This window comes from Actinoplanes sp. URMC 104 (assembly GCF_051386375.1).
Classification (GTDB): Bacteria; Actinomycetota; Actinomycetes; order Mycobacteriales; family Micromonosporaceae; genus Actinoplanes.
This window is the reverse complement of the sequence record NZ_JBPQTO010000002.1, coordinates 701,510-727,982: the sequence shown is the minus strand read 5'-3', so window position 1 is coordinate 727,982 and position 26,473 is coordinate 701,510. Positions and strand designations below refer to the sequence as shown.

Here is a 26,473-nt window from a genome sequence, read left to right as displayed (position 1 = left end):
CGCTCAGCCGGCCGACACCCGCACCTGGCACTGCAGGCTCGACAGGTAGACCCGCGTCCGCCCCGCCGGGTCGAGCCGCCCCGGGGCGTTCCCCGTCAGCTCCTTGCCGGAGAGCCCGCGCCCGTCCGCGGCGTCGTGCAGCATCACGTCGCAGGTGTTGTTGCCGTGGTCGTCCAGGACCTCCACCACGACCGGGCCGCTCACCGCGAAGACGTCCGTGTCGCCGAGCCGCTCCGGCACGAACGGCAGCGTGGCCGCTCCGGCGCCCGCGCGCGGCAGCGTCAGGCAGCCTTCGTCGTTCGCCGTCGTCCGGAACTCACCCGAGCGGCGCATCTGGAAGCCCGTGGGCGAGAAGAGGTCGCTCGGGACGGGGATCGGGGTGCCGCTGTGGGTCACCGTGACGGTGCAGCCGTTGTCGTCGCCCTGGATGTGGTCCTCGATCGTCAGCCGCCAGGGGGACTGGGCGGTGAAGCTGTTCGCCGTCGGCGTGCCGGCCCGGTCGCCGCTGTTGCCGTCTCCGTCGTCGATCAGCAGGACGGCGAGGACCGCGCCGGCCGCCAGCACCGCGGCCGCTGCCGTTCCGAGCACCCACCGGGGCGGTCTCGCTCGCCCGGGCTCCGGCTCGGTTTGCTCGAGTTCCCGCTCCACTGGCGCCTCTCGCCCAGATCGCGACCCCGTCTGCCGGGATTGCGACCCCGTTCGCCCGGACTGCGACTCGGCGCCTCCCGACCGCGCTCCCGCCCGTTCGGACTGCGCCTCCGCGCTTGCGGGCAGCGGCTCTGCGGCCGGGATGGGGGTTGGTGCCGAAGTTGCCGGTGAGGCGGACACGGTTGGAACGGGGGGTGAAGTTCCCGTCGAGATCAGGGTGGGTTCCGGGTCGGGGGTCGAGGCGGGGGCCGGAGCTGGGCTGGGTGCAGAGGGCGAGGGTGAGGGGGAAGCGGGCCTCGGGGTGAGGGCTGGCGTAGGGGTCGGGGGAGCCGGGACGTCGGCGGAGAGGGCCTGGGTGGCGGCGGCGGCTACCGTGCGGCTGTCGTCGGTGGACAGGTGCTCGAGGGCCTGACGGGCGGCCAGCGCCAGGCCCTCGTGGCGGCCGTGGGCCAGGCGCGCCAACTCCTGGACGGCGCCGGCGCGGACGCTGCCGATGGGGTGGTCGAGGACGGACTGCAGTTCGGCGGGCAGCGGCGCGGGCCTGGTCACGGGGCGGCTGCGGCGGGCCACGTACAGCTCGCCCTGCATCTCGACGTCGCGGCTGGGGGTCTGGTGCGGGTTGCGCTCGCGGACCCGGTCGAAGACGTAGTCGTAGAGCTCGTTCAGCGACACCCAGCCGTCCTGGTCGCGGTCCGCCTCGCCGGTGGCGAGACCCTCGACGAGCGCGGCGGTGAAGACGGACGGCCGGGGGCTGCGGTCCTCGGTGAGATGGTCGCCCTCGAAGGCGTACTCCATGGCACTCGACGCCGTGATGACCGCGCGCCCGCGGCCGCCGCCGAGCCGGCCGCCCGGAAAGCTGTCCAGCACGTTGACGTCGCCCGCGGCGCGCACGGTCACGCCCGTGCTGAACGCGCCGCCGTAGCAGCAGTCCAGCAGCAGCACGACGCTGCGCGACCGGCTGGCCCGCATGCAGCGCTGCACGAAGTCGGCGGACACCGCGGTCGAGCCGAGCCGGTCGGGCCGGGTGTTGCGGGTCGCGAAGAACAGCTCACCGGACTCGCCCTTGAGCCCGTGACACGAGAAGTGCAGCAGCAGCACGTCGTCGGGGCGGCTCTCGGCGAACAGGTCCTCGATCCGCTCGCGGATGACGTGCGCGGGCTCGTTGCGGACGACGCGGACGTCGAACCCGCCGATCCGCGCGTCGCCCAGCACCCCGGCCAGCGCGTCGGCGTCGGCCTGCGGGGCCAGCAGGTGCCGCAGCCCGTCGTGGTCGTACGTGTCGTTGGCGACGATCAGGGCCTGGCGCGCGCCGGACATCAGGCGCCGTGCCGGCTCACGAAGAGGTCGACGAGGCGCTGCTGGTCGGCGGCGGTGGCCTCGGACAGCTCCAGGACGTCGCCGTCGAGCTCGAGCCGTACGGTCCGTTTGGCCCCGGGAGACCGGCCGAGCCACCCGCGTACGACGCCGACCACCGCGGCGAGGGTCTCCGACGACTGGCCCAGCAGCACCACCAGCGCGCCGACCGCCTCGACGTCGAACGCCCGCGAGCCCGGCGGCGGGGGACCGGCCGGGAGCGGCCGTACGTCGTCCACGTCCAGGCGGCCCAGCTCGGCCCGGAGCTGCCTGGTCAGCCCGTCCAGCCGTTCCGCGTCGGCGCCGTCCTCGCTCAGGAAGAGCCTCATCGCTTCACCATGCACCCGCACCCGCGGCCAGGGAACTGTCCGAACGGCGACCCTGGCACACTGGGGCGGGTGCGGAAGATCTGTCTGATCGGGATCGGCGCGGGCGACCCGGACCACCTCACCCTGCAAGCGGCCAAGGCCATCGGGCGTACGGACGTCTTCTTCCTGCTCGACAAGGGGTCGGTCAAGGCCGACATGATCGAGCTGCGGGAGCGGATCATCCGCGCGTACTCCAAGCCCAGCCGCCGCATGATCGCCGGGCGCGACCCCGACCGCGACCGCACCCCCGCCGACTACGAGGGCACGGTCTCCGACTGGCGGCACCGCCGCGCGCTGGTGATGGAGGAGATGCTGGTCGAGCATCTCCGGGACGGCGAGACCGGCTCGTTCCTCGTCTGGGGCGACCCGACGCTGTACGACTCGTCGATCGCCATCCTCGAGGAGGTGCTGGCGCGGGGGACGATCGACTTCGAGTACGAGGTGATCCCCGGCATCAGCAGCGTGTCGGCGCTCGCGGCGAAGCACCGGGTGCCGCTCAACCGGGTGGGCCGCCCGTTCCAGGTGACGACCGGCCGCCGGCTCGCCGAGGGCTGGCCCGAGGGCGTCGACGACGTGGTCGTCATGCTCGACGCCCAGCAGGCCTTCACCGCCCACCCCGACGCGGACATCTTCTGGGGCGCCTACGTGAGCACCCCCGACGAGATCCTGCGCTCGGGCCGCGTGTCGGAGGTCGCCGACGACATCCTCAAGACCCGCGCGGAGGCCCGCGAGCAGCACGGCTGGATCATGGATACGTACCTGCTGCGGCGCCCGCCTCGCTGACCTCGGCCGGCCGCGCGCGGCTCGCCAGCGCGAACAGCGCCACGGCGGGCAGCACGAACAGCCCCGCCACGGAGATGCCGGCGCCGATCGTGCGGCGGTGCGCGACGACGCCCGCGGGCGGGCCGCCCGCCATCTGACCGAGCGCGTCGGCCTGGGCGACGATCGAGTAGACCGTGGCCCGCGAGCTCGACGCGGTGGCCGAGACGAGCCACACGTCGAGCACCGGCCCGGCGGTGTCGCGCAGAAGGCGTACGCCCAGGTAGAGCGCAACCGCCCACTGCCAGCGACCGGCGAACCCCAGCCCGATCATCCCCACCGCCGTCGCCGCCTGGATCACGGCGAGCGTCCGGCCGACGCGCCGCGACCCGGCCGCGTCGATCCCCCGCTCGGCGCGTTGCGGGCCGGCCACGTCGATCTCCTGGCCGGCGCGTTGCTGGTCGACCGCGTTGATCTCCTGGCCGGTGCGTTGCGGGCCGACCGCGTTGATCTCTTGGCTGGCGCGTTGCTGGTTGAGCGCGTTGATCTCTTGGCCGGCGCGTTGCTGGTCGATCGCGTCGATCTCCTGGCCGGCGCGTTGCTGGTCGATCGCGTCGATCTCCGGGTCGGCGCTTCGGGGCCGGACCGCGTCGATCCATCGGCCCGCCAGGCCGGTCGCCAGGATCGAGCCGAGCGCGGCCGCGGCGGCCAGCCCGCCGAAGACCAGCTCGGCCGGATGGCCGCCCGTGTGCGGCAGCAGGAACGGCTGGCTCAGCCGGTCGAAGCCCTCGCTGCTCATGCCCGCGAACAGCGCCCCGGCGACGATGCCGGCGAGCACCGCGCTGTGCCGCACGGCCCGCGCGCCCGCAACCACCTGGCGGTGCATCGAGCGCCACGAGCCGACCTCCGCCGGGCGCCAGTTGTCCTCGGTCATCGCCACGATCAGCAGGACGCCCAGGGCCAGCGTGACGCCCGCACCGGCCAGGAACGGCAGCGCGGGCCCGACGGCCGTGAGTGCGACCGCGGCCACGATGCCGAGCAGCGACCCGGCCTGCGCGAGCTGGCCACCGCGCACGAACGCGCCGGCCACCCGCCCGGGTTCGATCTCGTCGGCGGCCCACGCCTCCTCGGCGCCGTCGACGCAGACCACCCCCACCGACCAGATCACGGTGGCCGTGAGGATTCCCGCGTACGTCGGGAGCAGCCCCCACACCGCCAGGCCGGCGCCCATGAGCAGGTAGCCCGCGATCACCGAGAGGCGGCGGCTGTACCGGTCGGCGATCACGCCGGTCGGCACCTGCGCGACGAAGCAGACCGTCTCCATGAGCGTGCCCACGAGCACGAGCTGAAGCGGCGACAGCCCGACGACGTCGCCTGATAGACGAGGTTGAGCGTGAAGGCGGTGGTGGACGCGAACGCGCCGGCGCCGCGCAGGATCAGGAACAGACGGTACGGGGACATGCGGAAGCGCTCCGGATCGGGAAGGTTCCGGTGCCGAAGCGGTGTGCGCTGCTGTCAGAGGGTCATCAGCCCGGCAGACGACACGAGGCACCGGACGTCTCGACGATGCCGCACGCAGTTGTCATGCCGAGAGGATCCCGACCCCCGCGACGACAGTCAAACCGTTTCCAGCGCCGACCGCACTCGGCCGGGCGCCGGTTGCTCTCCCGGGCGTTTCAGCCCGGTGCCGCTCTCGTCGCCGGGGTGCTCAAGCCGGCACCGCGAGCACAGCTGCGCCCAACAGGCCGGGCGGCTTCGCGCACAAAGCGGCGGCTCCGCGCAGGAACAGGCAACTCCGCGCTGCAACCGGCGGCTCCGCGCCGAACGGGCGGCTCCGCGCAGGAACGGACGGCTCCGCGCAGGAACTGGCGGTTCGGCGCGAAACTGACGTTGAGACTGGCGGCTGCGCGCTGGAACTGGCAGGTCTGCGCAGGAACTGGCGGTTCGCCGCGAAATTGAGGTTCCGCGCTGTGACTGGCGGCTGCCCGCCGAGACCGGCTGGTCCGCGCAGGAACGGGCGGCTCCGCGCCGAAACAGGAACAGGCCATCCCGCGCCGAAATCGGCGGCTACGCCGAAACTGGCTGATCCCCGCGCAGAAACGGACGGCTCCGCGCAGGAACAGGCAACTCCGCGCTGCAACCGGCGGCTCCGCGCCGAAACGCGCAACAGAATCCGCGATAAGCGCGCACCGGGATGCGCTCCTAAGTAGAGAAAAGTGCGCGTCAGTAGAGGAAAGTGCGCGTCCCAACAGGCGGCTTCCCGCTGGAACGGATAGTCAGCTGTGGGCGAAGCGTCGGAACAGATGCGGCGCTGTGGAAAGGCCGGCCCACAGGGTGAGCGTGATGACGCCGAGGATCAGCGCCGCGCCGCTTGCGGCTGTGCCGATGGCGGGGGTGGCGACGAGTAGGGGCAGCAGGCGTACGGAGATCGCGCCGCCCAGGGCTCGCACCGAGGCGCTGTAGGCGAGGTCGCGGGTGAGTGACTCGGGCTTGGCGTCGGCTGCCACGCGGGCGTCCATGTCGCCCTCGAACGCGGTCTGGCTCAGGCCGGCGGCGAACTGCGCGACGACCACCATGAAGGCGTAGGTGGGCGCTAGGATCCAGCCGGCGAGCATGCCGAGGCCCCAGATCGACCAGCGCAGCACCGCGGGCAGCTGCAGGCGGCCGATGAGGGCCACCGCGCGGGTGGCCAGCAGGGTGCCGAGACAGAACGCGACGGCGGACACGGCCACCCAGCCGCCGCCGTGGAGTTCCGCGGTCACGGGGACGGCCAGCAGCGTCGGGGCCGACGCCAGCAGCATGACCCCGGCCCCGGCGAGCAGCAGCCGCGGCTGAGGAAGCCGCCACCCGACCGATGTGGACGGCGTCGCAGCCGCATGCCGCCACCGAGCCGGAGCGACGACCGGAGCGCTGACGCTGCTCGCGTCCGCAGTTGGCGTAGGGCCAATGGTCGCGGTTGAGGCGAGTCGAGCGGTGGGGGTTGCCGCGGAGGCGGTGGCTGCTGTTGGCGCAGTGCCATTGGCCGCGGTTGGCGCGAGGCGAGCGGTGAGGGCTGCGGCGGGGGCGGCGGCCGCCATTGGCGCAGCGCCAGTGGCCGCGGTTGAGGCGAGGCGAGCGGCGGGGGCCGCCTGGGAAGCGGCGGCTGCAATTGGCACAGCGCCAGTGGCCGCGCTTGCCGCAGGGGTGGTGGCCGCCTTTGGCACGGGGCCGATTGCCGCGGTTGAGGCAGGGTGAGTGGTGGGGGTTGCCGTGGCGGTGGTGGCCGCAGTTGGCACGGGGCCGATGGCCGCGGTTGGAGCGGGGTGAGTGGTGGGGGTTGCCGCGGAGGCGGTGGCCGCAGTTGGCACGGGGCCAATGGCCGCGGCTGAGGTGGGGTGAGTGGTGGGGGTTGCCGCGGAGGCGGCGGCCGGGGTTGGCGCGGCGCCAGTGGCCGCGGTTGGCGCGAGACGAGCGGTCGGGGTGGGCACGAGGGCAGCGGCCGCGGTTGGCGCAGGGCCACTGGTCGCGGTTGGTTCAAGGCGGCCGGCCGGGGGTGGCGCGGGGGACGGGACGAGGGCGGCGGCCGGGGTTGGCGCGGCGGGGGTGATGCGGGCGCGGCGGGCGGTCAGGACGGTGGGGATCAGGGAACCGAGATAGACGGCGAAAACGGCGACCAGCAGCCAGCCGGTGGGATAGCCGAGCGTCCCGGTCGGGAGCAGGGCGGCGATGGCGGTGCCGGCGGCTTCGACGCCGGCTATGGCTACGGCGTAGCGGGTCATGGAGCGGGCGGAGGCGTCCACGGCGGACACCTCGGCGCGCATGCCGGCGAAACCGGCCCACGCGGCGACGTGTTGCAGCACGACGAGCGCGGCGATCAGCGACGAAGGCCAGCCGGCGATAAGGCCGTACAGGGTGCCGAAGCGCAGCAGCACCTCCAGGGCCGCGGCGCCGCGGAGCAGCGTACGGCCGTCGAGGTGGTGGGCCAGCCAGCCGGTGACGGGGGCGGACAGCACGACGCCGACGAGCATCGCGGCGTTGTAGAGGCCGGCCTCGGCCAAGCCGCCGCGTTCGGTGGCGATGAGCACGACGAACGTCCAGCCCAGAGCCATGCCGAACGAGTCGGCCACGCCCGAGAGCAGCAGTTCGCGCAGGCGGCCGGCGCGTCGCATGCCGCCGGGGCCGGCGCGGCGGCGGCCCCGGCCGCGGGGGCGGGTCTCACTCACGGGCGCCGACGAGGACGGGCGCGTGCGGGTCTCGCTCACGGGCGCCGACGAGGAGGGGCGGGGGCGGGTCTCACTCACGGGCGCCCACGAAGAGGGGAGTGGGCGGGGCGAAACCGTTGAAGTGCGAGGCGTACGCGAGGGTGTAGCCGCCGGTGCTGCCGAGGTACACGACGTCGCCCGTGCGTACTCCCTCGGGCAGCATCATGGCGTACCCGATGGTGTCGCTGCTGTCGCACGTGGGGCCGGTGACGACGTACGGCACGAGGTCGCCGGCGGGCGCGGACGAGCGGACGGGATAGTCCCAGCCGCCGGGCGTCTGGAGCACCTCCATGAGGCCGTTGAAGGCGCCGACCTCCAGGTAGAGCCAGTTCTGGTCGCCGCGGCGCTCGTGGCCGATGACGGTCGCGGCGAGCACGGCGGCCTCGGCCACCAGGTGCCGGCCGGGCTCGGCGACGAGCAGCGGGGGGCGGTACGGGAGCGCGTCGATCGCCTCCGTGGTGACCGCGCCGATCTGCTCGATCGCGGGCACGCCGGTGGTGTAGCGGGCCGGGAAGCCGCCGCCCAGGTCGAGCATCTCGAGCTCGATGCCGTCGTGGCGCAGCCGGTCCATGAGCTTGCCCGCGGTGTCGACCGCCTCGGCCCACGCGTCGGGGCGCAGGCACTGCGAGCCGACGTGGAACGTGATCCCGTACGGCCGCAGGCCCAGCCGCTCCGCGAGCAGGAGCAGGTCGTACGCGTCCTCGGTGTCCGTGCCGAACTTGCGCGACAGCGGGAAGGCGCTGCCCTGGTCGTCGACGCGCAGCCGCACGTAGACCGCCGCGCCGGGGGCATGCTCGGCGATCTTCGCGAGCTCGTTGGGGGAGTCGAAGCTGTAGCGCCACAGGCCCGCGGCGTGCGCGGCGGCGATGTGCGACGGCGGCTTGACCGGGTTGCTGTAGAGCACGTCGGCCGGGTCGACGCCGATCGCCTGCAGCGTGCGCAGCTCGCCCAGCGAGGCGATCTCGAAGCCGGCGCCCTCGGCGTGCAGGGCGCGCAGGATCTCGGGGGACGGGTTGCACTTCATCGCGTAGTGCACCCGCACGCCGGGCAGGGCGGCGCGGAAGGCGGCGTGCCGGTCGCGTATCGCGGACAGATCGGTGACCAGGTACGGCGTCGGCATGTCGATCGCCTGAAGCTGCGCCGGGCCGAGGGTGGCCGGCCACGGGGACGGGGCGGTGCCGATGGTCATGCGACGCTCCAAGCAGGAAGTGGATCAACAAGGGGAGGGGAAGCGGCGCGGGCCGCGAGGGCGCGCGGTGAGGGGGCGGCCAGGACGAGCGGTCAGCGGGCGACGGCCTCGGCGCCCTCGAGGAAGAGGCGGCCGGCCTCGGTGGCGGGCACCGGGCGGGAGAAGTAGTAGCCCTGGGCGAAGTGGCAGCCCATCTCGCGCAGCGCGGCGAGCTGGCCGAACTCCTCGATCCCCTCGGCCACGCAGGCCATGCCGAGGCTCTTGCCGAGCTGCACGATGGTGTCGGCGAGCGCCGTGTCGTCGGTCAGCGCGCCGAGCCGCTCGACGAACGAGCGGTCGATCTTGAGGGTGTCGACCGGGAAGCGGCGCAGGTAGGCCAGCGACGAGTAGCCGGTGCCGAAGTCGTCGATGGCCAGCGTCACGCCGAGCGCCTTGAGCCGCAGCAGCTGCTCGAGGTTGTCGTCGGTGTCGGTCATCAGCACGCTCTCGGTCATCTCGAGGCAGAGCTGGTCGGCCGGCATGCCGGTCTCGGCGAGGATGCCCGCGACGACCTCGACCAGGTCGGCGCGGTCGAACTGGCGCACCGAGACGTTGACGGCCATCTTGACCGGCCGCCCGCCCGCCGCCGACCACTCGACGGCCTGGCTGCACGCCTCGCGCAGCACCCACCGGCCCAGCGGCACGATGAGCCCGGTGGCCTCGGCGATCGGGATGAACTCGGCCGGCGGGATCAGCCCCCGGGTGGGGTGCTGCCAGCGGGCCAGCGCCTCGAAGCCGACGACCTCGCTGGTGGTCAGGTCGATGGTCGGCTGGTAGTGCAGGTGCAGCTGCCCCCGCTCGAGGGCCAGCCGCAGGTCGGCCTCCAGCTCGAGCCGGGCGACCAGGTCGGAGAGCATCTCGGGGTCGTAGCTGGCGTGCACGCTGCCGCCGGCCGACTTGGCCTTGTACATGGCCAGGTCAGCGTTGCGCATGAGCTGCTCGGCGCCGTCGGTCTCGCCGTCGGCGAGCATGCCCGCCGCGGCCAGGCCGATGCTGGCCTGCACGTGGATGTTGCGGGTGTCGCTGGCGAACGGCGTCTCGAGCACCTCGATGATGCGCCGCGCCACCTGCTCGGCGTCGCGGGCGCCCCGCTCCGACTCGATCAGGACGGCGAACTCGTCGCCGCCGAAGCGGGCCACCACGTCGCCGTCACGCACCGAGGAGCGCAGCCGGTCGGCGACCTGCACGAGCAGCTGGTCGCCGGCGAGGTGGCCGAGGCTGTCGTTGACCTCCTTGAACCCGTCGAGGTCGAGGAAGAGCACGGTGACCTCGCCGTCGGCGGGCTTGGTGCGCAGCGCCTCGCCGACCCGCTCGCGGAACAGCGCGCGGTTGGCGAGCTGGGTGAGCGCGTCGTGGTAGGCCTCGTGCACGAGCTGGTCCTGCAGCTCCTTGCGCTCGCTGATGTCGCGGGTGTTGAGCACCAGGCCGGCGACGCTGGGGTCGCTGAGCAGGTTCGTGATGGTCATCTCGGCCTGGCGCAGCCGCTTGTCGCGGTGCGGGACGGTGATCTCGAGGACCGTCGTCGCGTACGGCCGGCCGGCGACCTGCCGCAGCGCCTGGGCCAGCCGGATGCCCGACTCGGGGTCGAGCAGCTTGGTGAGGCGCTTGCCGTTCAGGGCCCGCGCCGGGTAGCCGAAGACCCGCTGCACCGACTCGCTCTGGTAGAGCACGTCGGCCTCGGGGCTGACCACCGTGACCACGTCGGAGCTGTGCTGCACCAGCGCGTGGAACCGCTGCTCGCTGGCGAACAGTTCGGCCGTGCGGGCGGCCACGCGGGCCTCGAGCGTACGGGTGAGGTTGCGGTTCTCCCGCAGCGTCAGCAGCTGGCGCCCGACGATCAGCAGGATCAGCGCGGAGCGGGTGTATGCGACGAACAGGTTGCTGTGCCCGGTGGTGGCGTACCAGACGACCGACGTGAACAGCGCCGCGAGCACGGCCACGTACGGCAGCAGGACGCCCACCGGCTGACCGCTGTCCTGCTCGTCCTGCTCGACCGGGCGGGCCGGCATGAGCGCGGCGAGCAGGATCAGGCAGAACCCGGTGAACCAGCCGATGTCGGTGGCGCTGCCCGAGCGGTACGCGCCGAGCAGCTGCAGGTAGGCGTACGCGATGTCGGAGGCCGCGAACGCGACGATGCCGATGCCCACGAGCGCGAGGTTGTTGAAGCCGCGGCCGGTGCGGCGCTGCTGCGCGAGCATGTAGAGCACCATGGTCACGATCACCACGTCGCCGAGCGGGTAGGCCAGGCTCAGGTAGAGCGCCAGGCCAGCCTTGCCGCCCTCGAGCAGCGGCGTGACCACGAAGATCCAGGCCATCAGCACCAGCGAGGCGGCGACCATGAGCCCGTCGAGCACGCTGCGCACCCGCCCGGCCAGCGTCTGCGCGCGGCTGGGCAGCACGAGCAGCCCGATCGGGGTGAGCACCACGATGCCGAGGTAGCCCAGGTCGGCCTCCGAGGGCAGCGGCACCTCGCGGCCGACGAGGCTGTACCAGCAGGCGACCGCCTGGCCCAGGCCCCAGCTCAGCACGCCCAGGCCGATCAGCGCCCAGCCCCACCGCATGCGGCCGGTGAGCCGCCGCGCCCGGTGCAGGCAGGCCACGGCGGCGGCGATCGCGGCCACGCACTGGCTCACGTTGGCGACGACCGCGCCGGCGGTGCCCGTGCCGAGCAGCAGCGCGAACGCGACGACGATCGTGCCCACCAGGACGCACAGGCGCGGCCACCGGGCGGAGTTCCCGGCCCGCGGTTCGGTGCTGGCTGCCATCAGACGTGTCTCCGGTCCGCCCAGGAACCGCCCCGAAATGGGCGGTCGACGCGTAGATCGGAACGGCGGCCGGGCATCTTGAGGGGTCTCGCGGTGCATTTCGGGTGCCAGGCATTGACGTACGTCTCTGAGTGGTGACAACGTTGTCACCGCCTGATCACGGCCGTCACGGGAGGTTCACCCATGCACGTGTTGCTCAGCGCCGTCCTCGTCGCCTCCCTGGCCGCCGCCCCGGCCGCGGCGCCGGACCAGCCCGTCGACCTCGTGCGGCCGTTCGTCGGCACCGAGAACTTCGGCAACACGTTCCCCGGCGCGAGCGCGCCGTTCGGCATGGTGCAGGTGAGCCCCGACACGGGCGGCCAGGGCGGGTACGACCACCGGCAGACCACGATCCACGGCTTCAGCCAGACGCACCTGTCCGGCGTGGGCTGCGGGGTCGCCGGCGAGCTGCCGATGATGCCGACCACCGGCGCGGTCGGCAGCGTCGACCCGGATGTCTACCGGTCGGCGTACAGCCACGACGACGAGCAGGCGTCGCCGGGCTACTACCGGGTGGGGCTGCAGAAGTACGACGTCACCGCCGAGCTCACCGCGACCGCGCGCACCGGCTGGCAGCGCTACACGTTCCCGTCCACCGCCGCGGCGAACGTCCTGTTCAACACCGGCAAGGCCAACCAGTCCGTGTTCGGCTCCGAGATCCACGTGGTGGGGGACCGGACGATCGAGGGCCGCGTCGAGGCGGGCAACTTCTGCGCCGGCAAGGACGACCACACCGTGTACTTCACCGCCTCGTTCGACCGGCCGTTCGCCGCGTTCGGCACCTGGCGCGGCTCGACCGCCACGGCCGGCAGCCGCGACGCCTCCGGTTCGGGCTCGAACGGGGCGTACGTCACCTTCGACGCCACCGCCGACCGGGACGTCGTGGTGAAGGTCGGGCTGTCGTACACGGGCCTGGCGGGAGCGCGGGCCAACCTTGCGGCCGAGACCGCCGCGTCCTACGACTTCGACGCCACGCGCGCCGCCCTGCGGGCCGAGTGGGTGGCCGCGCTGGACAAGGTCAAGATCGGCGGCGGTACGGAGGAGAGGCGCGCGGCGTTCTACACGGCGCTCTACCACTCGCTGCTGCACCCGAACCTGGCCGGCGACGTGGACGGGTCGTACGTCGGCTTCGACCGCGAGGTGCACCGGGCCGAGGGCTACACGCCGTACCAGAACTTCTCGCTCTGGGACACGTACCGCCCGCAGAACCAGCTGCTCGAGATGCTCACCCCCGGCGTGGCGCGCGACGTGGCGCTCAGCGTGCTCGCGATCGGCCGCGACGGCGGCTGGCTGCCCCGCTGGGCGCTCGCCAACAGCGAGACCAACATCATGACCGGCGACCCGGTCACCCCGTTCCTCGTCGAGGCGTGGTCGAAAGGGCTGCTCGCGGGCCACGAAAGCGAGGCGTACGAGCTGCTGCGGGCCAACGCGCTGAGCGAGCCGCCCGCGGGCTCGCCGTACAACGGACGCACCGGCATCAGGTACTACAGCGACCGCGGCTACATCCCCTCCGGGCTCGAGCTGGGCGCCGACTGCGTGCACAAGGGCGGCGACAACGACTGCGTGCACCCCGCCTCGGCGACCCTGGAGTACGCGGCGGCGGACGCCTCGCTCGCGCTGATGGCGTCCGGGCTCGGCAGGACGGCCGACGCGCGGCTGTTCGCCGGGCGGGGCCAGTGGTACCGCAACCTGTGGGACTCTTCGATCAAGCAGTTCCGGCCGCGGACGACTGACGGCACCTGGCTGACCCCGTACGACCCGGTCGGTGCGGCGCAGCAGTTCCACGAGGGCGGCGCCTACCAGTACCAGTGGCTCGTCCCGCAGGACCCGGCGGGGCTCGTGCGGCTGATGGGCGGGCGGCAGGCCACCGAGAAGCGGCTGGACGACTTCTTCGCGTACGGGAAGCTCCTGACCGACCCGGCCGGGACGGCCCGCACCGACTGGATCGCCTCGCCGTACGACTACTACGCCAAGCCCACCTACAACCCGAACAACGAGCCCGACCTGCTGGCGCCGTACATGTACCACTGGGCCGGCGCGCCCGCGAAGACCGCGACGGTCGTGCGCGCCGCGATGACCCTGTTCACCACCGGCCCCGACGGCATGACCGGCAACGACGACCTGGGCACGATGAGTGCCTGGTACGTCTTCTCCTCGCTGGGGTTGTATCCCACGATGAGCGGCGCCGACTTCCTCGCCGTCTCCAGCCCCCAGTTCCCGTCCGCGGTGGTCGATGTCGGCGGCCGCCCGCTGACGATCACCGCTCCCGGCGCCTCGGACGAGAACCGCTACATCCAGCGCGTACGGGTCGACGGCGGCTTGCTGACGAGGAACTGGATCCCGTGGTCGGCGATCGGCTCGGGCGGCACGATCGCGCACACGCTCGGCGCCACCCCGTCGTCGTGGGGCACGTCGACCGCCGCCCAGCCGCCGTCGGTCAACCAGGCCGCGCCGGACGGCCGCACCCGCCTCGACGCCTCGGTCCGCCCCGCGACCGCCGCCGTCCCGCCCGGCGGCAGCGCCACCCTCACCGTCGACCTCGTCGGCCAGGCGCCCACGGCTCTGCTGCCCCGGGTCGCCGCCACGGCCCCCGCGGGTTGGAAGGCCGTGGTGCGGCAGCCCGCGCCGATCGTCTCCCGCCACCTGCCCACCTCGGCGACCGCCACGATCACCGTCACCGCCCCCGCGGATGCCGCCGTCGGCACCTACCCCCTGTCCGTGACCGTCACGGGAGGCGGGTCGCCGCTCACCAAGACCGCCGGCCTCGTCGTCACCACGCCCTCGACGTGCTCGGCGTCGTCCGCCGCGGGCCAGTGCGCCGTCGCGCTCACGCCCACCCGCGACGGCACCGCCACCGTGGAGGCCACCACCGAGGGCGACTTCGACGGCGGCGGCTGGAGCTACGACGCCGCCCTGCTGCCCGCCGCCGGCCCGGTCACGTGGGGCGGCGTCACGTACGCGGCTCCCGACCCCACCGGCACGGCCCCCAACTTCGTCCCCGCCGACGGCCGGACGCTGGTGCTGCCCGCGGGCGCCCACACCTCCGCGAACCTCGTGCTCACCAGCCACAACGGCCCCGTCGGCACGTCGGTCACCCTCGGCTACACCGACGGCACGTACGCCTCCGCGCCGGTCACCGTGGCCGACTGGTGCGGCTCCGCGGCCGCCGGCACCACCGCGGTCCTCGCCATGCCGCACCGCATCAAGGCCGGCCAGGGCGTGGACGGCCCGCCGGTCGCCCTGTTCGGCGCCAAGCTGCCGCTCGCCGCGGGCAAGCAGCTCCGCTCGATCACGCTGCCCGCCGACGCGCGCGTGTACGTCTACGCGCTGACGCTAGCCTGACCTCCATGACCGTAGAGCTGTTCGCCGGCATCCCGGTCCGCGACTACGCCACCGCCGTCGCCTGGTACGAGCGCCTGCTCGGCGGCCCGCCGTCGTTCCTGCCCAACGACGTCGAGGCGGTGTGGGAGCTCGCCGAGAACCGGTACGTCTACATCGAGGTGCGCCCCGACCACGCCGGCCACGCCCTGCAAACGATCTTCGTCGACGACTTCGACGCCCGGATCGCCGGCATCGCCGGGCGGGGCCTGCAACCGGCACAGGTCGAGACGTACGACAACGGCGTCCGCAAGGCCACGTTCCACGACCCCGACGGCAACGAGATCGGCTTCGGCGGCGGGCCCGTCTGACCGCGCCGCCCGGTCGTCGCCGCCGAGCCACGGCGATGCGGCCCGCGGTGGAGTTCGATGGGGGGCGTCGCGTTCATCGTGGCGACCTCGTCGCCTACGTCGCCGGGCACGTCGCGCTGACCACGCTGCCCGAGCGGCAGATCGCCCAGGAGAGGCCGACCATGACGGCCTTCGTCCTCCTCGGACTGTTCGTCTGCTGCGGTGCGATCGGCTTCGTCGACGATCTGCTCAAGGTCCGCAGGCGCAACTCCGACGGCCTGTCCGCCCGGGGAAAGCTGCTCGGTCAGGCGCTCGTCGGCACCGGGTTCGGCATCGCCGCGCTCTCCATGGCCGGCACCGACGGCCGGACCGTGGCCGGCGAGACCATCTCGTTCGGCGGGCTCTTCTTTCTCATCACGGTCACCTGGGTGATCCAGATCGTGTCGTTCCGGACCACCGGCAGGCGTGTCTTCCGCATGGTGCCGCTGCACCACCACTTCGAGCTGGCCGGGTGGAGCGAGGTCAACATCGTGGTCCGGTTCTGGACCGTGGCCGGTGTCTGCGTGGCGGCCGGCCTGGGCCTGTTCTACTCGGACTTCCTCGCGGCCGTCGGATAGGGCCAGGGCACCCGCGGGGTCAGCTCTCCTGCCAGGCGCCGACCTTGTCCCAGCGTTCGATGTCGCGCAGCCACGCGTTGGCGTTGCCGTCCGACGGGGCCCGCCAGTCGCCGCGCGGGGACAGCGAGCCGCCGGCCGAGACCTTGGGGCCGTTGGGCATGGCGGAGCGCTTGAACTGGGCGAAGGCGAAGAACCGGCGGCAGAACACCTCGAGCCAGCGGCGGATCTCGGGCAGGTCGTAGGAGCCGCGCTTGTCCTCGGGGAAGTTGGGCGGCCACTCGCCGGCGGCGACGTCGCGCCAAGCGTGCCACGCCAGGAACGCGATCTTCGACGGGCGCATGCCGTAGCGGAGGATGTGGAACAGCGCGAAGTCGTGCAGGGCGTACGGGCCGATGGTGCTCTCGGTGGACTGCAGCTCCTCGCCGGGCACGAGCTCGGGGCTGATCTCGGTGTCGAGCACGTCGGTGAGGACCGCGCCGACCTCCTCGTCGAAGAACCTGCTGCTCACCACCCAGCGGATGAGGTGCTGCATCAGGGTCTTGGGCACGCCGCCGTTGACGTTGTAGTGGCTCATCTGGTCGCCGACGCCGTACGTGCACCAGCCCAGCGCCAGCTCGGACAGGTCGCCGGTGCCCAGCACGATGCCGTTGCGCTGGTTGGCCAGCCGGAACAGGTAGTCGGTGCGCAGCCCGGCCTGCACGTTCTCGAACGTGACGTCGTAGACCGGCTCGCCGGACGCGAACGGGTGGCCCATCTCGGTGAGCATCAGCTTGGCGGTCGAGGTGATGTCGAGCTCCGCGGCGGTGATGCCCAGCGCGTTCATCAGCCGGTGCGCGTTGTTCCTGGTGTTGGTGCCGGTGGCGAAGCCCGGCATGGTGAAGCCCAGGATGTCGGTGCGCGGCCGGCCGGCGCGGTCCATGGCCTGCGCGGCGACCAGCAGCGCGTGCGTGGAGTCGAGCCCGCCCGAGACGCCGATGACGACCTTCGGGTTGCCGATCGCCGCGAGGCGCTGCTGCAGGCCGGCGACCTGGATGTTGTACGCCTCGTAGCAGTCCAGGGCGAGCCGGGCCACGTCGGCGGGCACGAACGGGTAGCGCTCGATGCGGCGGCGCAGGCCCAGGTCGCCGGCGGGGGGATCGAGCCGGAACCGCACGCGCCGGAAGCCGCCGGTGCGGCCGGAGTGCGTACGGCGGTTGTCGTCGAAGCTGCCCATCCGCAGGCGTTCCTGGCGCAGCAGGTCGAGGTCGACGTCGGCCACGGCCATCCGGTCGTCGAGCGGGAACCGGTCGGTCTCGGCGAGGAGCACGCCGTTCTCGTAGATCATCGTCTGCCCGTCCCAGGACAGATCGGTGGACGACTCGCCGAGGCCCGCGGCGGCATAGACGTACGCGGCCAGGCAGCGCGACGAAGCCGACTTGCACAGCAGCCGCCGGTCCTCGGCGCGGCCGACCGTGATCGGGCTGCCGGACAGGTTCGCCAGCACGGTGGCGCCGGCCAGCGCGGCCTCGGCGTGCGGCGGGACCGGCACCCACATGTCCTCGCAGATCTCCGCGTGCAGCACCAGGCCGGGCACGTCCTCGGCCTCGAAGAGCAGATCCGGGCCGAACGGCACGGCCCGGCCCGCGAAGGTCAGCGAGCCGCCGCGCTCGTCGTCGCCCGCCGCGATCTGGCGCTTCTCGTAGAACTCGCGGTAGTTCGGCAGGTACGACTTCGGCGCGATGCCGAGGATCTCCCCGCGGTGGATGACGACCGCGCAGTTGTAGACCCGGTTGCGGTGCTGCAGCGGCGCTCCCACGATCAGCACGGGCAGCAGGTCGGCCGACCCCTCGACGACGCTGCGCAGCCCCGCCTCGACGTCGTCGAGCAGCGCGTCCTGCAGCAGCAGGTCCTCGATCGAGTAGCCGCAGAGCCCCAGCTCGGGGAAGAGCGCCACGGCCACCCCCTGCTCGGCGCACTGGCGCGCCTGGCGCAGGATCGCCTCGGCGTTGGCGGCAGGATCGGCGACGACGGCGTGCCCGGTGCACGCGGCGACCCGCGCGAACCCGTGCTGATAGACAGAGCGGAAGTTCACGGCCCCATCATCCCCCGAATCCGCCGCGAAAATCTTGCTGGTGGCCGCCGCCCGCCCGTTCACCGGCCCGGTCGGCCGAGCAGGGCGGTGACGACCCGGTCGATGCGGTCGGCGCGGGAGCCGGGGAGGACGCCGGGCCCGGCGAGGTAGTCGGTCCATGCCTGGACCTGGGCGGCGCCGCAGAACAGCAGGGCCAGGGCGCCGGGGTCCGCGGTGGGGGCCAGGGCCCCGTGCTGTTGCCAGGCGGCGAGGTAGTCGGTCATCTGCTGCACGGCGAGCTGCGGGCCCGTTCCGTTGGCGGTGTTGGTCGCGCGGTATGCCTCTAAGAGGGTGGCGTCGGACACGGCGCCGGCGATCAGGGGCAGCGAGGCCGCGTAGTAGTCGATGGCCGCGTCGGCGGCGCGGGTCAGCGCGGCCTCGAGGTCCTCGGGGCGCGACGTGGGCGGGGTCAGCGCGTCGCGCCAGGCGGTGAGCTCGGGCAGATCGCTGGAGAGCAGCGCGGTGAGCAGGCCGAGTTTGCCGCCGAAGTTCTTGGTGATCGAGCCCTCCGCGGCATCCGCCGCTTGCGCGATCTCGCGCGTGGTCAGCCGCGCGAGGCCCTTCTCGCGCAGCAGCCGGGCGGTGGCGTCCAGGATCCGCTGCCGGGCGGGTGCAGCCATCACAGTCTCCGCTTCGTGACGTTCGCCGGTGGAGGGGCGCTTGACAAATGAGGTGAGTGCGCACCACAGTATCACCAGCTCCGCAAAGTGAGGTGCGTGCGCACCTCAATCTCGGGCCATCCGGCTCGAGTCCGGAAGCCCCTCCGCCAGAAAAGGACATCCCTCATGAGCAACCCCGACCAGCGCATCACCGACGTCGTGCGCGCCTTCTACGAGCCGTTCCGCACCGGGGACACGTCGGTCTACGGCGAGATCCTGGCCGACGACTGGATCGACATCCCCCTCGCACCCGGTCAGGAGCAGGGGCCGGCGGGGATGGCCGCACAGATCGCGGTGTTCCGCCGGGCCATGCCGGACTACGACGTCAAGCACGAGGACCTGGTCGTCGGCGGTGACCGGGTGGCCGTCCGGAACACGGTCAGCGGCACCCACCAGGGCGCCTTCCTGGGACACGAGCCGACCGGCCGGCGCATCGAGATGCGCACCATGGACATCCACCAGGTGCGCGACGGCCGGATCGTCACCACCTGGCACCTCGAGGACTTCGCGGGCCTGATGGCGCAGCTCACCGCCCCGGCCGGCGCCCCCACCCCGGGCGCCTGGACGTAGGCGGTCCGCCGGGCTCAGCGGTGCGGGCTCGGCCGGTAGGTGAGCTCCTGGATGGCGCCGTCGAAGGTGCGGCTCTCGAGCAGCTCCAGGTCGAAGTCGGCGGCGCCGCGCAGGATCGGCTCCGTGCCGGTGCGGCCGCTGATCACGGGGAAGATGGTGACCTGGAGGCGGTCGACCAGGCCGGCGGCCAGCAGCGCCCGGTTGAGCGACATGCTGCCGTGCGAGCGCAGCGGCACGGCGGACTCGTTCTTGAGCCGGGTGACCACGTCGACGGCGTCGCCGTTCGCGACGGTCGCGTCCGGCCAGTCGAACGGGCCCTCGAGGGTGGTGGAGACGACCGTCGTGGGCAGGTTGCGCATCGCCGAGTTCACCGGGTCGAGGTCGTCCGGGTCGAGCAGCTGCAGGAAGTCCCGGAACGTGTTGGCCCCGAGCACCATGCGCTGCTCCGCGCTGCAGAGGGCGAGACGGCGTTCGAGGAACTCGGGGCCCTGCTTGCCCCAGTAGCCGCCCCAGTCGCCGTTCTCGTCGTAGGAGCCGTAGCCGTCGAGGGTGCAGAACACGTCGAACGTGTAGGTCGCTGTCATGCCCTTCCTACGAACGGCCGCGGTGGAATCCGACAGCGGGGGCGGCCGGCGACAGCCGGCCGCCCCCGCGCTCCTGTCACAGCTTGGCGCACTGCCCCAAGCGCGGGCCGCTGCCGGCGTTGCGCAGGCCGTTGTTCACCGGGGCGGGCTGGTTGCCCGTGCAGGTGAGCGGCCCGTTGAGGGTGTTGCCGGCCACCACGGTCGCGCCCTTGCCGGTGAGCAGGGTGACCGGTCCGCGCACCGTGGAGCCCTCGATCGCGACCGGGCCGGAGCCGCTCGCGGTGACCGCGCCGGTGACGGTGGAGCCGAGCATCGAGACGGTTCCGGCGCCGGTGGCGGTCAGCGCGGCCTTCAGCGTCGCGCCCGTGGCGAGAAGCGAGGCCCCCTTGCGTACGGTCACCAGCCCGGTCACGGTCGAGCCGGGCGCCAGGCACGTCACGCCCGAGCTGACCGTGAGCGCCCCGGTCACCCGGTCGGCGATGGTGGTCGTGCAGGCGGGTGCGGGCTTGCCCAGCAGCTCCACCTCGGCCAGCCCCACGGCCGCGCCGCCGAAGTCCAGGGCGTAGAACCTGTACCGCCCGGGCGACGCGATCCGGAACGGGCGCGTCTGCAGCCGCCAGTCGAACTTCTGATCCGTGCGCGAGTCGATCGTCGTCCACGTGGCGCCGTCGTACGAGCCCCGCAGGGTCCACGACGACGGGTCGGCGCCGGTGTCCGCGGCCGAGGTCAGCGTGTAGTACGTGGCCTGTTCGCCCGCGCTCGCGAACTCGTAGGAGAACGCGGCGCCGGCGGCCCGGGTCGCCGTGGTGTCGTCGACCAGCGCGGGCGCCGAGGCGGTGCCCCGGCCCGGGCCGGTCAGGTCGCGCAGCGGGGCGGGCGGCGCGTCGCCCGTGGTGATCGACGGCGGCGGCGAGTCCGCGCCCCACGACGACGGCTGCGGGCCCATGGCGAAGTCGAGCACGGCCCCGTCGGCGAGCGCCGAGTGCGGGATCGACGTGGACCCGTACGCCTTGCCGTCGATCTTCAGGCCCTGGACGTAGACGTTGGTGGCCGAGTTGCCGGGGGCGTTGACGACGATCTTCTTGCCGTTCTCGAGGTTCACGGTCGCCTTCGTGAACAGCGGGGAGCCCACGGCGTACGCGGGGGAGCCCATCTGCAGCGGGTAGAAGCCGAGCGCGGAGAACACCTGCCACGCCGACATCTCGCCGTTGTCCTCGTCGCCGGGGTAGCCCTGCCCGATCTCGCTGCCCAGGTAGAGCCGGGACAGCGCCTCCCGGGCGAGCTTCTGCGCCTTGGCGGGCTGCCCGGCGTAGTCGTACATGTAGATGATGTGGTGCGACGGCTGGTTGCTGTGGCCGTACTGGCCCATCCGCACGTCGCGGGCCTCGAGCATCTCGTGGATCGTTCCGCCGTACGAGCCGGGGAAGGTGGCCGTCTCGGGCGTGGCGAAGAACTTGTCCAGCTTCGACGCCAGCCCGGCCCGGCCGCCGTACAGGTTGGCCAGACCCTGCCCGTCCTGCGGCACGTGGAACGCCATGTTCCAGCCGTCGGTCTCGGTGTAGTCGTAGCCCCACACCCGCGGGTCGTACTGCTCGGGCGTCTGCCGCCACACGCCGGCCGAGTTCCTGCCCTGGAAGAAGCCCACCGAGGGGTCGAACATGGTGACGTAGTTCAGCGCGCGGTTGCGGAAGTACTCGGCCTCCTCGGCGTACCGCTTCTCACCGGTCTTGCCGGCCAGCGCCTCGGCCATGTTCGCGATGCCGAAGTCGTTGATGTAGCCGTCCATCGCCCAGCTCATCGCCTCGCCGGTCGCGTCGCTCGGCGTGTACCCCTTGAAGATCGACGTGGCCAGGCCCTTGCGCCCGACGTTCTGGTTGGGCGGCGTGACCGTCGCGTTCTTCACCGCGGCGGCGTACGCCTGCTCGGCGTCGAACCCCTTGACCCCCTTGCGGTACGCGTCGGCGAACGCCACATCGGAGCTGGTGCCCACCATGAGGTTCGCGTAGCCCGGCGACGACCAGCGCGAGATCCACCCGCCGTCGCGGTACTGCTGCACGAACCCGTCCACCATCTCGCCCGCCATCCTGGGCGTGAGCAACGAGTACGCCGGCCAGGTCGTGCGGTACGTGTCCCAGAAGCCGTTGTTGACGTACACCTTGCCGTCCTTCACCGGCGCGCCCGTCTCGGTGGGCGTACTGGCAGGGCTGGTCACCGCGGACTGGACGGTGTGCTTGTAGGCCGGGGCGTCGGCGGTGCCCGTGTTCTCGTACGCGGAATTGGGATAGAGGAACAGCCGGTACAGGTTGGAGTACAGCGTGACGAGCTGGTCCTCGGACGCGCCCTCCACCTCGACGGTGTGCATCTTGTCGTCCCACAGCTCGCGGGCGCGGTCGCGCACCTGCTCGAGGGTCGCGTCGGCGGCGATCTCGAGGTCGAGGTTGTGCCTGGCCTGCGCGACGCTGATCAGCGAGGTGGCGATCCGCATCGTCACCGTCCTGTTCGCGAAGCCCAGGTATCCGGTGGACGGGCGGTTGCCCTCGGGCAGCATGCCGCTCGCGGTGACCGGGGAGTCGACGGTCGCGTACAGGAACATCCGCGTCCAGCCGGCGGACAGGCCGCCGCTGTTGACGTCGGACCATCCCGAGACCGTACGGTTGGCGGCGTCGATCGTGAGCCCGGAGCGGCTGTCCACGTTGTCGAGGATGAGGTTGCCGCCCTCGCCGGGGAACGTGAACCGGAACAGGGCCGCGTGGTCGGTGGGCGCGAGCTCCGTCCTGAGCCCGTTGTCGAACGTGACGCCGTAGTAGTACGGCTTGGCGACCTCGTTGTCGTGCGAGAACGACAGGGCCCGAGCCGTGCGGGACGCGTTGGTGCCCAGCGACGGCATGACCTGGAACGTCTGGCGGTCACCCATCCACGGGCTGGGCTCGTGGCTCGCGGAGAACGCCTGCAGCGCAGGCCGGTTGGCGGCGTTGTTCTGCCGCGACCACTGGTAGAGCCAGCTCGTCGAGCCGGCGTCGGTCACCGGCGTCCAGAAGTTGAAGCCGTGCGGGACCGCGGTCGCCGGGAAGTTGTTGCCCCGCGAGAAGTCGCCGGACGACTGGGTGCCGCGGCGCGTGTCGGCGTACTCGGCAAGGTGTTGTCTGTCGACCGTGCGCGCCGCGCCGATCCGGATGTCGTCGAACCACGCGCGGAAGCTCGTGGGACCGCCGGGCTTGTCGTAGCCGATCAGGACGCGGTCGACCGTCTTGCCCTTCGCGACCGCGCCGATCCGGGCCTTCTTGAGGTTCCACTGTGCCGTGTAGAGCGTCTTCGACTCGCCCTGCTTTTCGGCGTCGAGCACGACCCCGTGCTGGTCCCTCGCCGCCAACTCCGACAGATAGCTGCCGTCGGTGAAGGCCAGATCCACGGCCGTGTACGTCGCGGGGTTGCTCAGGTCGGCGCGGTTGAACTCGGGGAACACCAGATAGCTGAGCTCGGTGTCGTCCTCGACCGCCACGTCGACGTCGAAGACCTTGCTGTACGCGTACGCGCGCCCCTCGCCCGTGTGGCGCCCGGCGATCTGGAACGCCCTGAGGCCCGTGTAGCCGGCGTTGGCCTTGGCGGTCGGCGAGCTCGCGGGGCCGTTGCCCGGGCGGCTCTGCATGGGCCCGGACGGCGGCGGGGCGGTGCCGGCGCCGGCGAGCTCGAGGTCGGCGAGCTGCGTGAGGGCGCCGCTGCCGTGCGCGGAGATGCTGAGCCGGTAGACCTTGAAGCTCGCGGGGGAGGCGACCTCGTACGTCTTGGTCTGGAACCGCTCGCCGAACGTCTCGCCGGTGCGGGTGTCGACGGTCGTCCACGCGGTGCCGTCGGCGGAGCCCTCGAGCGTCCAGTCCCTGGGGTCGCGCTCGGGGGCGTCGTTGGCGCTGGTCAGCGCGTACCTGACGACGCGTTCGGGCGCGTCGAGGGTGTACTGCGCCCAGCTCGCCGGCGTGTCGACCAGCCACTTGGTCGCCGGGTCGCCGTCGTTGAGGTTGGCGCCGTTCTCGTTCGCGTTGGGCTCCGCGTTCACCGCGATCGCCGTGACCCGGCTCCGCAGGCTGCCCGGCATGCCGGCGCTGACGTCGCCGTCCACGCCGTCGGCCCGCTCGGTCGTGTCGGTCCAGTCCGGCTGGGGCTGCCCCGCCTCGAACGAGGACGCGAACTCCGCTGCCGCCGCCGCGTGCGCGGGCGTCCCGATCAGCATCGCTGCCACCACCGTCAGGGGCACTGCCGCGACTGTCCACCGTGGTCGGCGCATCCGGTTCCTCCGCTCATCCGCGTAACGTGCGCGACACATCGTTACCTGTAGATCTATGGATGGGCAAGAGTCGATCGAACACATTCGCGCGCGGCCTGACATCGATGTCAGCCGAGCCCTTGTTCCGCGTCCGGCCTCCCGTTATGGTCACTGCGGGAACGTGGGCCGTGCGCGCCCCGGTGTGCGATCGTGTGCGAAACCTACGGCTCGAGGATCTGCCAGCCGCGGCGCAGCCAGGGCTCGGAACCGCGGCGCAGCAGCTCCGCGCAGGCGTCGGCGGTGAGCCGGGCCAGCTCGGCGTCGGCGGGCGTCATCCAGTTGTCGCGGCACGCCTGCTCGTATTCGTCCTCGTCCTCGATCTCGACCCGGCCGTCGCGTTCGTGCAGCACCGGGTCGAGCTCCAGGTCGACGTACTGCCAGCCGTCCGGCACCGGCACGGGTGGCAGGCACACGTCGATCTCCAGGCGCCGGTCGGCGGGGTCGCCGACCCACCAGGCGGCCCACGGACGGCCCGGCGTCAGCAGCACCACCACGGGAACGGGCAGGACCCCGCTGTCGTGCGGGGCCGACCACGGCGAGCCGACCGGACCCCGCAGCCACGTGCCGTCCGCGTCCTCGGCGACGTGCTGCAGATCGAACCAGAAGACGCCGCCGGGTCGCTTCACCTTGTGCAGCCGCACGCTCGTGCCCACCAGCGCACCCTAGGCCAGGGATACTCCAGGGGGAGTACCCCGTAGTCGGGAGGCGTCGATGGAAGTGACCGTCGCAGGACGACGTGCCCGGGTGGGGGACGGCCCTAGCGTCGCGGTCATGAACAGACTTCTCGCACCGGCAGTCACCCTGGCCGGCGTTCCGGCCGGGCTCGCCGTCACCGGCGGCAACGTCGACACCGTTCTGACCGTCGTGCTGGCCTTCTGGCTGGCCGTCCTCGCCTTCTTCGCCCAGGCCTGGTCCCGTACGGTCCTGGTGCTCTCGCTCCTGATCATCGCGGCCCTGCGCGGCGGCTTCTTCGTCGGCTCCGGCTGGGTGTGGCCGGCCGGCGCCGCGTTCGTGGCCGTGGTCCTCGCCGGGCACCTGCGCTTCGCGGCGGTCGCGGGCGGCATGGCTCTGCTCTACGGCGTCGCGTGGGACGGCTACATCGATCACACGCACGGCGGCGAGTGGACGCTCGCCCACGTCGGCGGGGAGGCGCTGCTGCTCGCCGCGGTCCTCGCGGCCTCGGCCGCGTTCGTCAGCACCCGCCGCTGGCAGCACGAGATGGCGCTGCGCCTGGAACAGGACCAGCACGAGCGGGAGCTGGACGCGCGGCGCCGGCGGGCCGAGGAGCGGGTCGGCATCGCCCGCGACCTGCACGACGTCGTCTCGCACACGCTCGCGGTGGTGGGCGTGCACCTCAACGTCGCGCTCGACTCGTTCGACGACGATCCCGACGAGGCCCGCTCGTCGCTGCGGCTGGCTCAGGACGTACGCGGAAAGGCCATGACGGACCTGAAGTCGTTGGTCGACGTGCTGCGCGACGGCGGCGCCCCGGCGCTCGCGGAGCCGTCCGAAGGGCTGGACGGCCTCGAACGGCTCGCCGAGCAGGTGCGCGGGGCGGGGCTGACCGTGTCGCTCAACGAGTTCGGCGAACGGGCCCACGTGCCCGCGCCGGTGGCGACCGCGATCTACCGGGTGGTCCAGGAGGCGCTGACGAACACCGTGCGGCACGCCGGCGCCACCCGCGTCGCGGTCACGTTGCGCTACGCCCCGGCCAGCGTGGTGGTCGACGTGCAGGACGACGGTCACGCGCCCGCGCAGGTGGTCGACGGCAACGGCATCGCGGGCATGCGCGAGCGGGTGGCCGCGCTGGGCGGCGCGCTCACCGCGGGCGCGGGCCGGGGCGGCGGCTTCGCCGTCCGGGCGACGATCCCGGTGGAGCGCGGATGATCTCGGTTCTGCTCGCCGACGACCAGCACCTCGTCCGCGCCGGCTTCCGCAGCCTGCTCCGGCGCGACAAGGGCATCCAGGTCGTCGGCGAGGCCTCGACCGGCGACGAGGCCGTCCGCACGGCCCGCGCGCTGCAGCCCGACGTGATCCTCATGGACATTCGCATGCCGGGCATGGACGGCATCACGGCGACCCGCGAGATCCTCGCGCACGGCCCGGCCACCCGCGTCATCATCCTGACGACCTTCGAGACCGACGAGTACGTCTTCGCGGCGCTCGCGGCCGGCGCGAGCGGCTTCCTGACCAAGGAGATCGGCCCCGACGGGCTGCGCCAGGCCGTACGGGTGGTGGCCGCCGGGGACGCGCTGCTGTCGCCCAGCGTCACCCGGCGGGTGGTGGGGCAGTTCGCGCACCGGCCCGTCGCTGCGGCCGCGTCGCCCGGCGCCGACCGGCTGGCGGTGCTCACCGACCGCGAGCGCGAAGTCGTCCGGCTGGTCGCGTCCGGTCTGTCCAACGAGGAGATCGCGCGCGAGCTGGTGATCAGCCCCCTGACGGCGAAGACCCACATCACCCGGGCGATCGCCAAGCTCGGCGTCCGCGACCGGGTGCAGCTGGTCATCGTCGCGTTCGAGGACGGCCTGGCCGGCCCGCTATCGTGA

The 26,473-nt window shown here is 72.6% G+C and carries 17 protein-coding genes and 1 pseudogene; 7 read left to right on the top strand and 11 right to left on the bottom strand.

What is annotated here, in order from left to right:
• Positions 1-3: 3 nt before the first annotated feature.
• Together ACSNN8_RS04295 and ACSNN8_RS04290 are read right to left on the bottom strand one after the other, a co-directional pair.
• Positions 4-1,965: a caspase, EACC1-associated type gene (locus ACSNN8_RS04295; RefSeq protein ID WP_436647079.1), complete on the bottom strand. Its 1,962-nt coding sequence runs from the start codon at positions 1,963-1,965 to the stop codon at positions 4-6.
• On the bottom strand, positions 1,965-2,330 hold the full coding sequence (locus ACSNN8_RS04290; protein ID WP_436647078.1) for a hypothetical protein: 366 nt from the start codon (positions 2,328-2,330) through the stop codon (positions 1,965-1,967). The genes ACSNN8_RS04295 and ACSNN8_RS04290 overlap by 1 nt, the downstream gene beginning before the upstream one ends.
• Positions 2,331-2,399: 69 nt before the next feature.
• On the opposite strand from ACSNN8_RS04290, the gene cobF reads away from it, so the two are divergent.
• Complete coding sequence (gene cobF, locus ACSNN8_RS04285) at positions 2,400-3,152, top strand: precorrin-6A synthase (deacetylating) (RefSeq protein ID WP_436647077.1); 753 nt, start codon at positions 2,400-2,402, stop codon at positions 3,150-3,152.
• Here the strand turns inward: cobF and ACSNN8_RS04280 are convergent.
• From ACSNN8_RS04280 to ACSNN8_RS04265, 4 genes are all read right to left on the bottom strand, one after another.
• Positions 3,115-4,680, bottom strand: coding sequence for an MFS transporter (locus ACSNN8_RS04280; RefSeq protein WP_436647076.1), 1,566 nt, complete (start codon positions 4,678-4,680; stop codon positions 3,115-3,117). The genes cobF and ACSNN8_RS04280 overlap by 38 nt on opposite strands.
• A gap of 724 nt (positions 4,681-5,404) precedes the next feature.
• The gene (locus tag ACSNN8_RS04275) at positions 5,405-7,234 is read right to left on the bottom strand and encodes a hypothetical protein (RefSeq protein WP_436647075.1); all 1,830 of its coding nucleotides are present in this window, start codon (positions 7,232-7,234) and stop codon (positions 5,405-5,407) included.
• A gap of 166 nt (positions 7,235-7,400) precedes the next feature.
• Positions 7,401-8,558, bottom strand: coding sequence for a type III PLP-dependent enzyme (locus tag ACSNN8_RS04270; protein ID WP_436647074.1), 1,158 nt, complete (start codon positions 8,556-8,558; stop codon positions 7,401-7,403).
• 92 nt (positions 8,559-8,650) lie between these two features.
• Positions 8,651-11,362, bottom strand: a complete 2,712-nt coding sequence (locus ACSNN8_RS04265; RefSeq protein ID WP_436647073.1) for a putative bifunctional diguanylate cyclase/phosphodiesterase — start codon at positions 11,360-11,362, stop codon at positions 8,651-8,653.
• Positions 11,363-11,545: 183 nt separating this feature from the next.
• On the opposite strand from ACSNN8_RS04265, the gene ACSNN8_RS04260 reads away from it, so the two are divergent.
• The 3 genes and pseudogenes from ACSNN8_RS04260 to ACSNN8_RS04250 form a co-directional block, all read left to right on the top strand.
• Positions 11,546-14,743 (top strand): GH92 family glycosyl hydrolase, encoded by a 3,198-nt coding sequence (locus tag ACSNN8_RS04260; RefSeq protein WP_436647072.1) that lies wholly within the window; start codon positions 11,546-11,548, stop codon positions 14,741-14,743.
• A gap of 5 nt (positions 14,744-14,748) precedes the next feature.
• Entirely contained in the window at positions 14,749-15,090 is a 342-nt protein-coding gene (locus ACSNN8_RS04255; RefSeq protein ID WP_436647071.1) for a VOC family protein, read from the top strand.
• Positions 15,091-15,144: 54 nt separating this feature from the next.
• Positions 15,145-15,686, top strand: a pseudogene (locus ACSNN8_RS04250) (phospho-N-acetylmuramoyl-pentapeptide-transferase); the annotation flags it as partial.
• Between the two features lie 19 nt (positions 15,687-15,705).
• Here the strand turns inward: ACSNN8_RS04250 and ACSNN8_RS04245 are convergent.
• Both ACSNN8_RS04245 and ACSNN8_RS04240 read right to left on the bottom strand, forming a co-directional pair.
• Entirely contained in the window at positions 15,706-17,757 is a 2,052-nt protein-coding gene (locus tag ACSNN8_RS04245) for an NAD(+) synthase (protein ID WP_436647070.1), read from the bottom strand.
• A gap of 59 nt (positions 17,758-17,816) precedes the next feature.
• Complete coding sequence (locus tag ACSNN8_RS04240; RefSeq protein WP_436647069.1) at positions 17,817-18,416, bottom strand: TetR/AcrR family transcriptional regulator; 600 nt, start codon at positions 18,414-18,416, stop codon at positions 17,817-17,819.
• Positions 18,417-18,581: 165 nt separating this feature from the next.
• Here ACSNN8_RS04240 and ACSNN8_RS04235 point away from each other — a divergent pair, with 165 nt between their 5' ends.
• On the top strand, positions 18,582-19,025 hold the full coding sequence (locus tag ACSNN8_RS04235; protein ID WP_436647068.1) for an ester cyclase: 444 nt from the start codon (positions 18,582-18,584) through the stop codon (positions 19,023-19,025).
• Between the two features lie 14 nt (positions 19,026-19,039).
• Here the strand turns inward: ACSNN8_RS04235 and ACSNN8_RS04230 are convergent, their stop codons facing one another.
• The 3 genes from ACSNN8_RS04230 to ACSNN8_RS04220 form a co-directional block, all read right to left on the bottom strand.
• Positions 19,040-19,609 carry a dihydrofolate reductase family protein gene (locus tag ACSNN8_RS04230; RefSeq protein ID WP_436647067.1) on the bottom strand — a complete coding sequence of 190 codons (570 nt, stop codon included), beginning with the start codon at positions 19,607-19,609 and terminating at the stop codon, positions 19,040-19,042.
• Positions 19,610-19,685: 76 nt separating this feature from the next.
• Positions 19,686-23,888, bottom strand: a complete 4,203-nt coding sequence (locus tag ACSNN8_RS04225) for a GH92 family glycosyl hydrolase (RefSeq protein ID WP_436647066.1) — start codon at positions 23,886-23,888, stop codon at positions 19,686-19,688.
• 200 nt (positions 23,889-24,088) lie between these two features.
• Positions 24,089-24,580: a DUF402 domain-containing protein gene (locus tag ACSNN8_RS04220; RefSeq protein ID WP_436647065.1), complete on the bottom strand. Its 492-nt coding sequence runs from the start codon at positions 24,578-24,580 to the stop codon at positions 24,089-24,091.
• A 118-nt stretch (positions 24,581-24,698) separates the two neighbouring features.
• On the opposite strand from ACSNN8_RS04220, the gene ACSNN8_RS04215 reads away from it, so the two are divergent.
• Positions 24,699-25,814 carry a sensor histidine kinase gene (locus tag ACSNN8_RS04215; RefSeq protein ID WP_436647064.1) on the top strand — a complete coding sequence of 372 codons (1,116 nt, stop codon included), beginning with the start codon at positions 24,699-24,701 and terminating at the stop codon, positions 25,812-25,814.
• Positions 25,811-26,473, top strand: coding sequence for a response regulator (locus ACSNN8_RS04210; protein ID WP_436647063.1), 663 nt, complete (start codon positions 25,811-25,813; stop codon positions 26,471-26,473). The genes ACSNN8_RS04215 and ACSNN8_RS04210 overlap by 4 nt, the downstream gene beginning before the upstream one ends.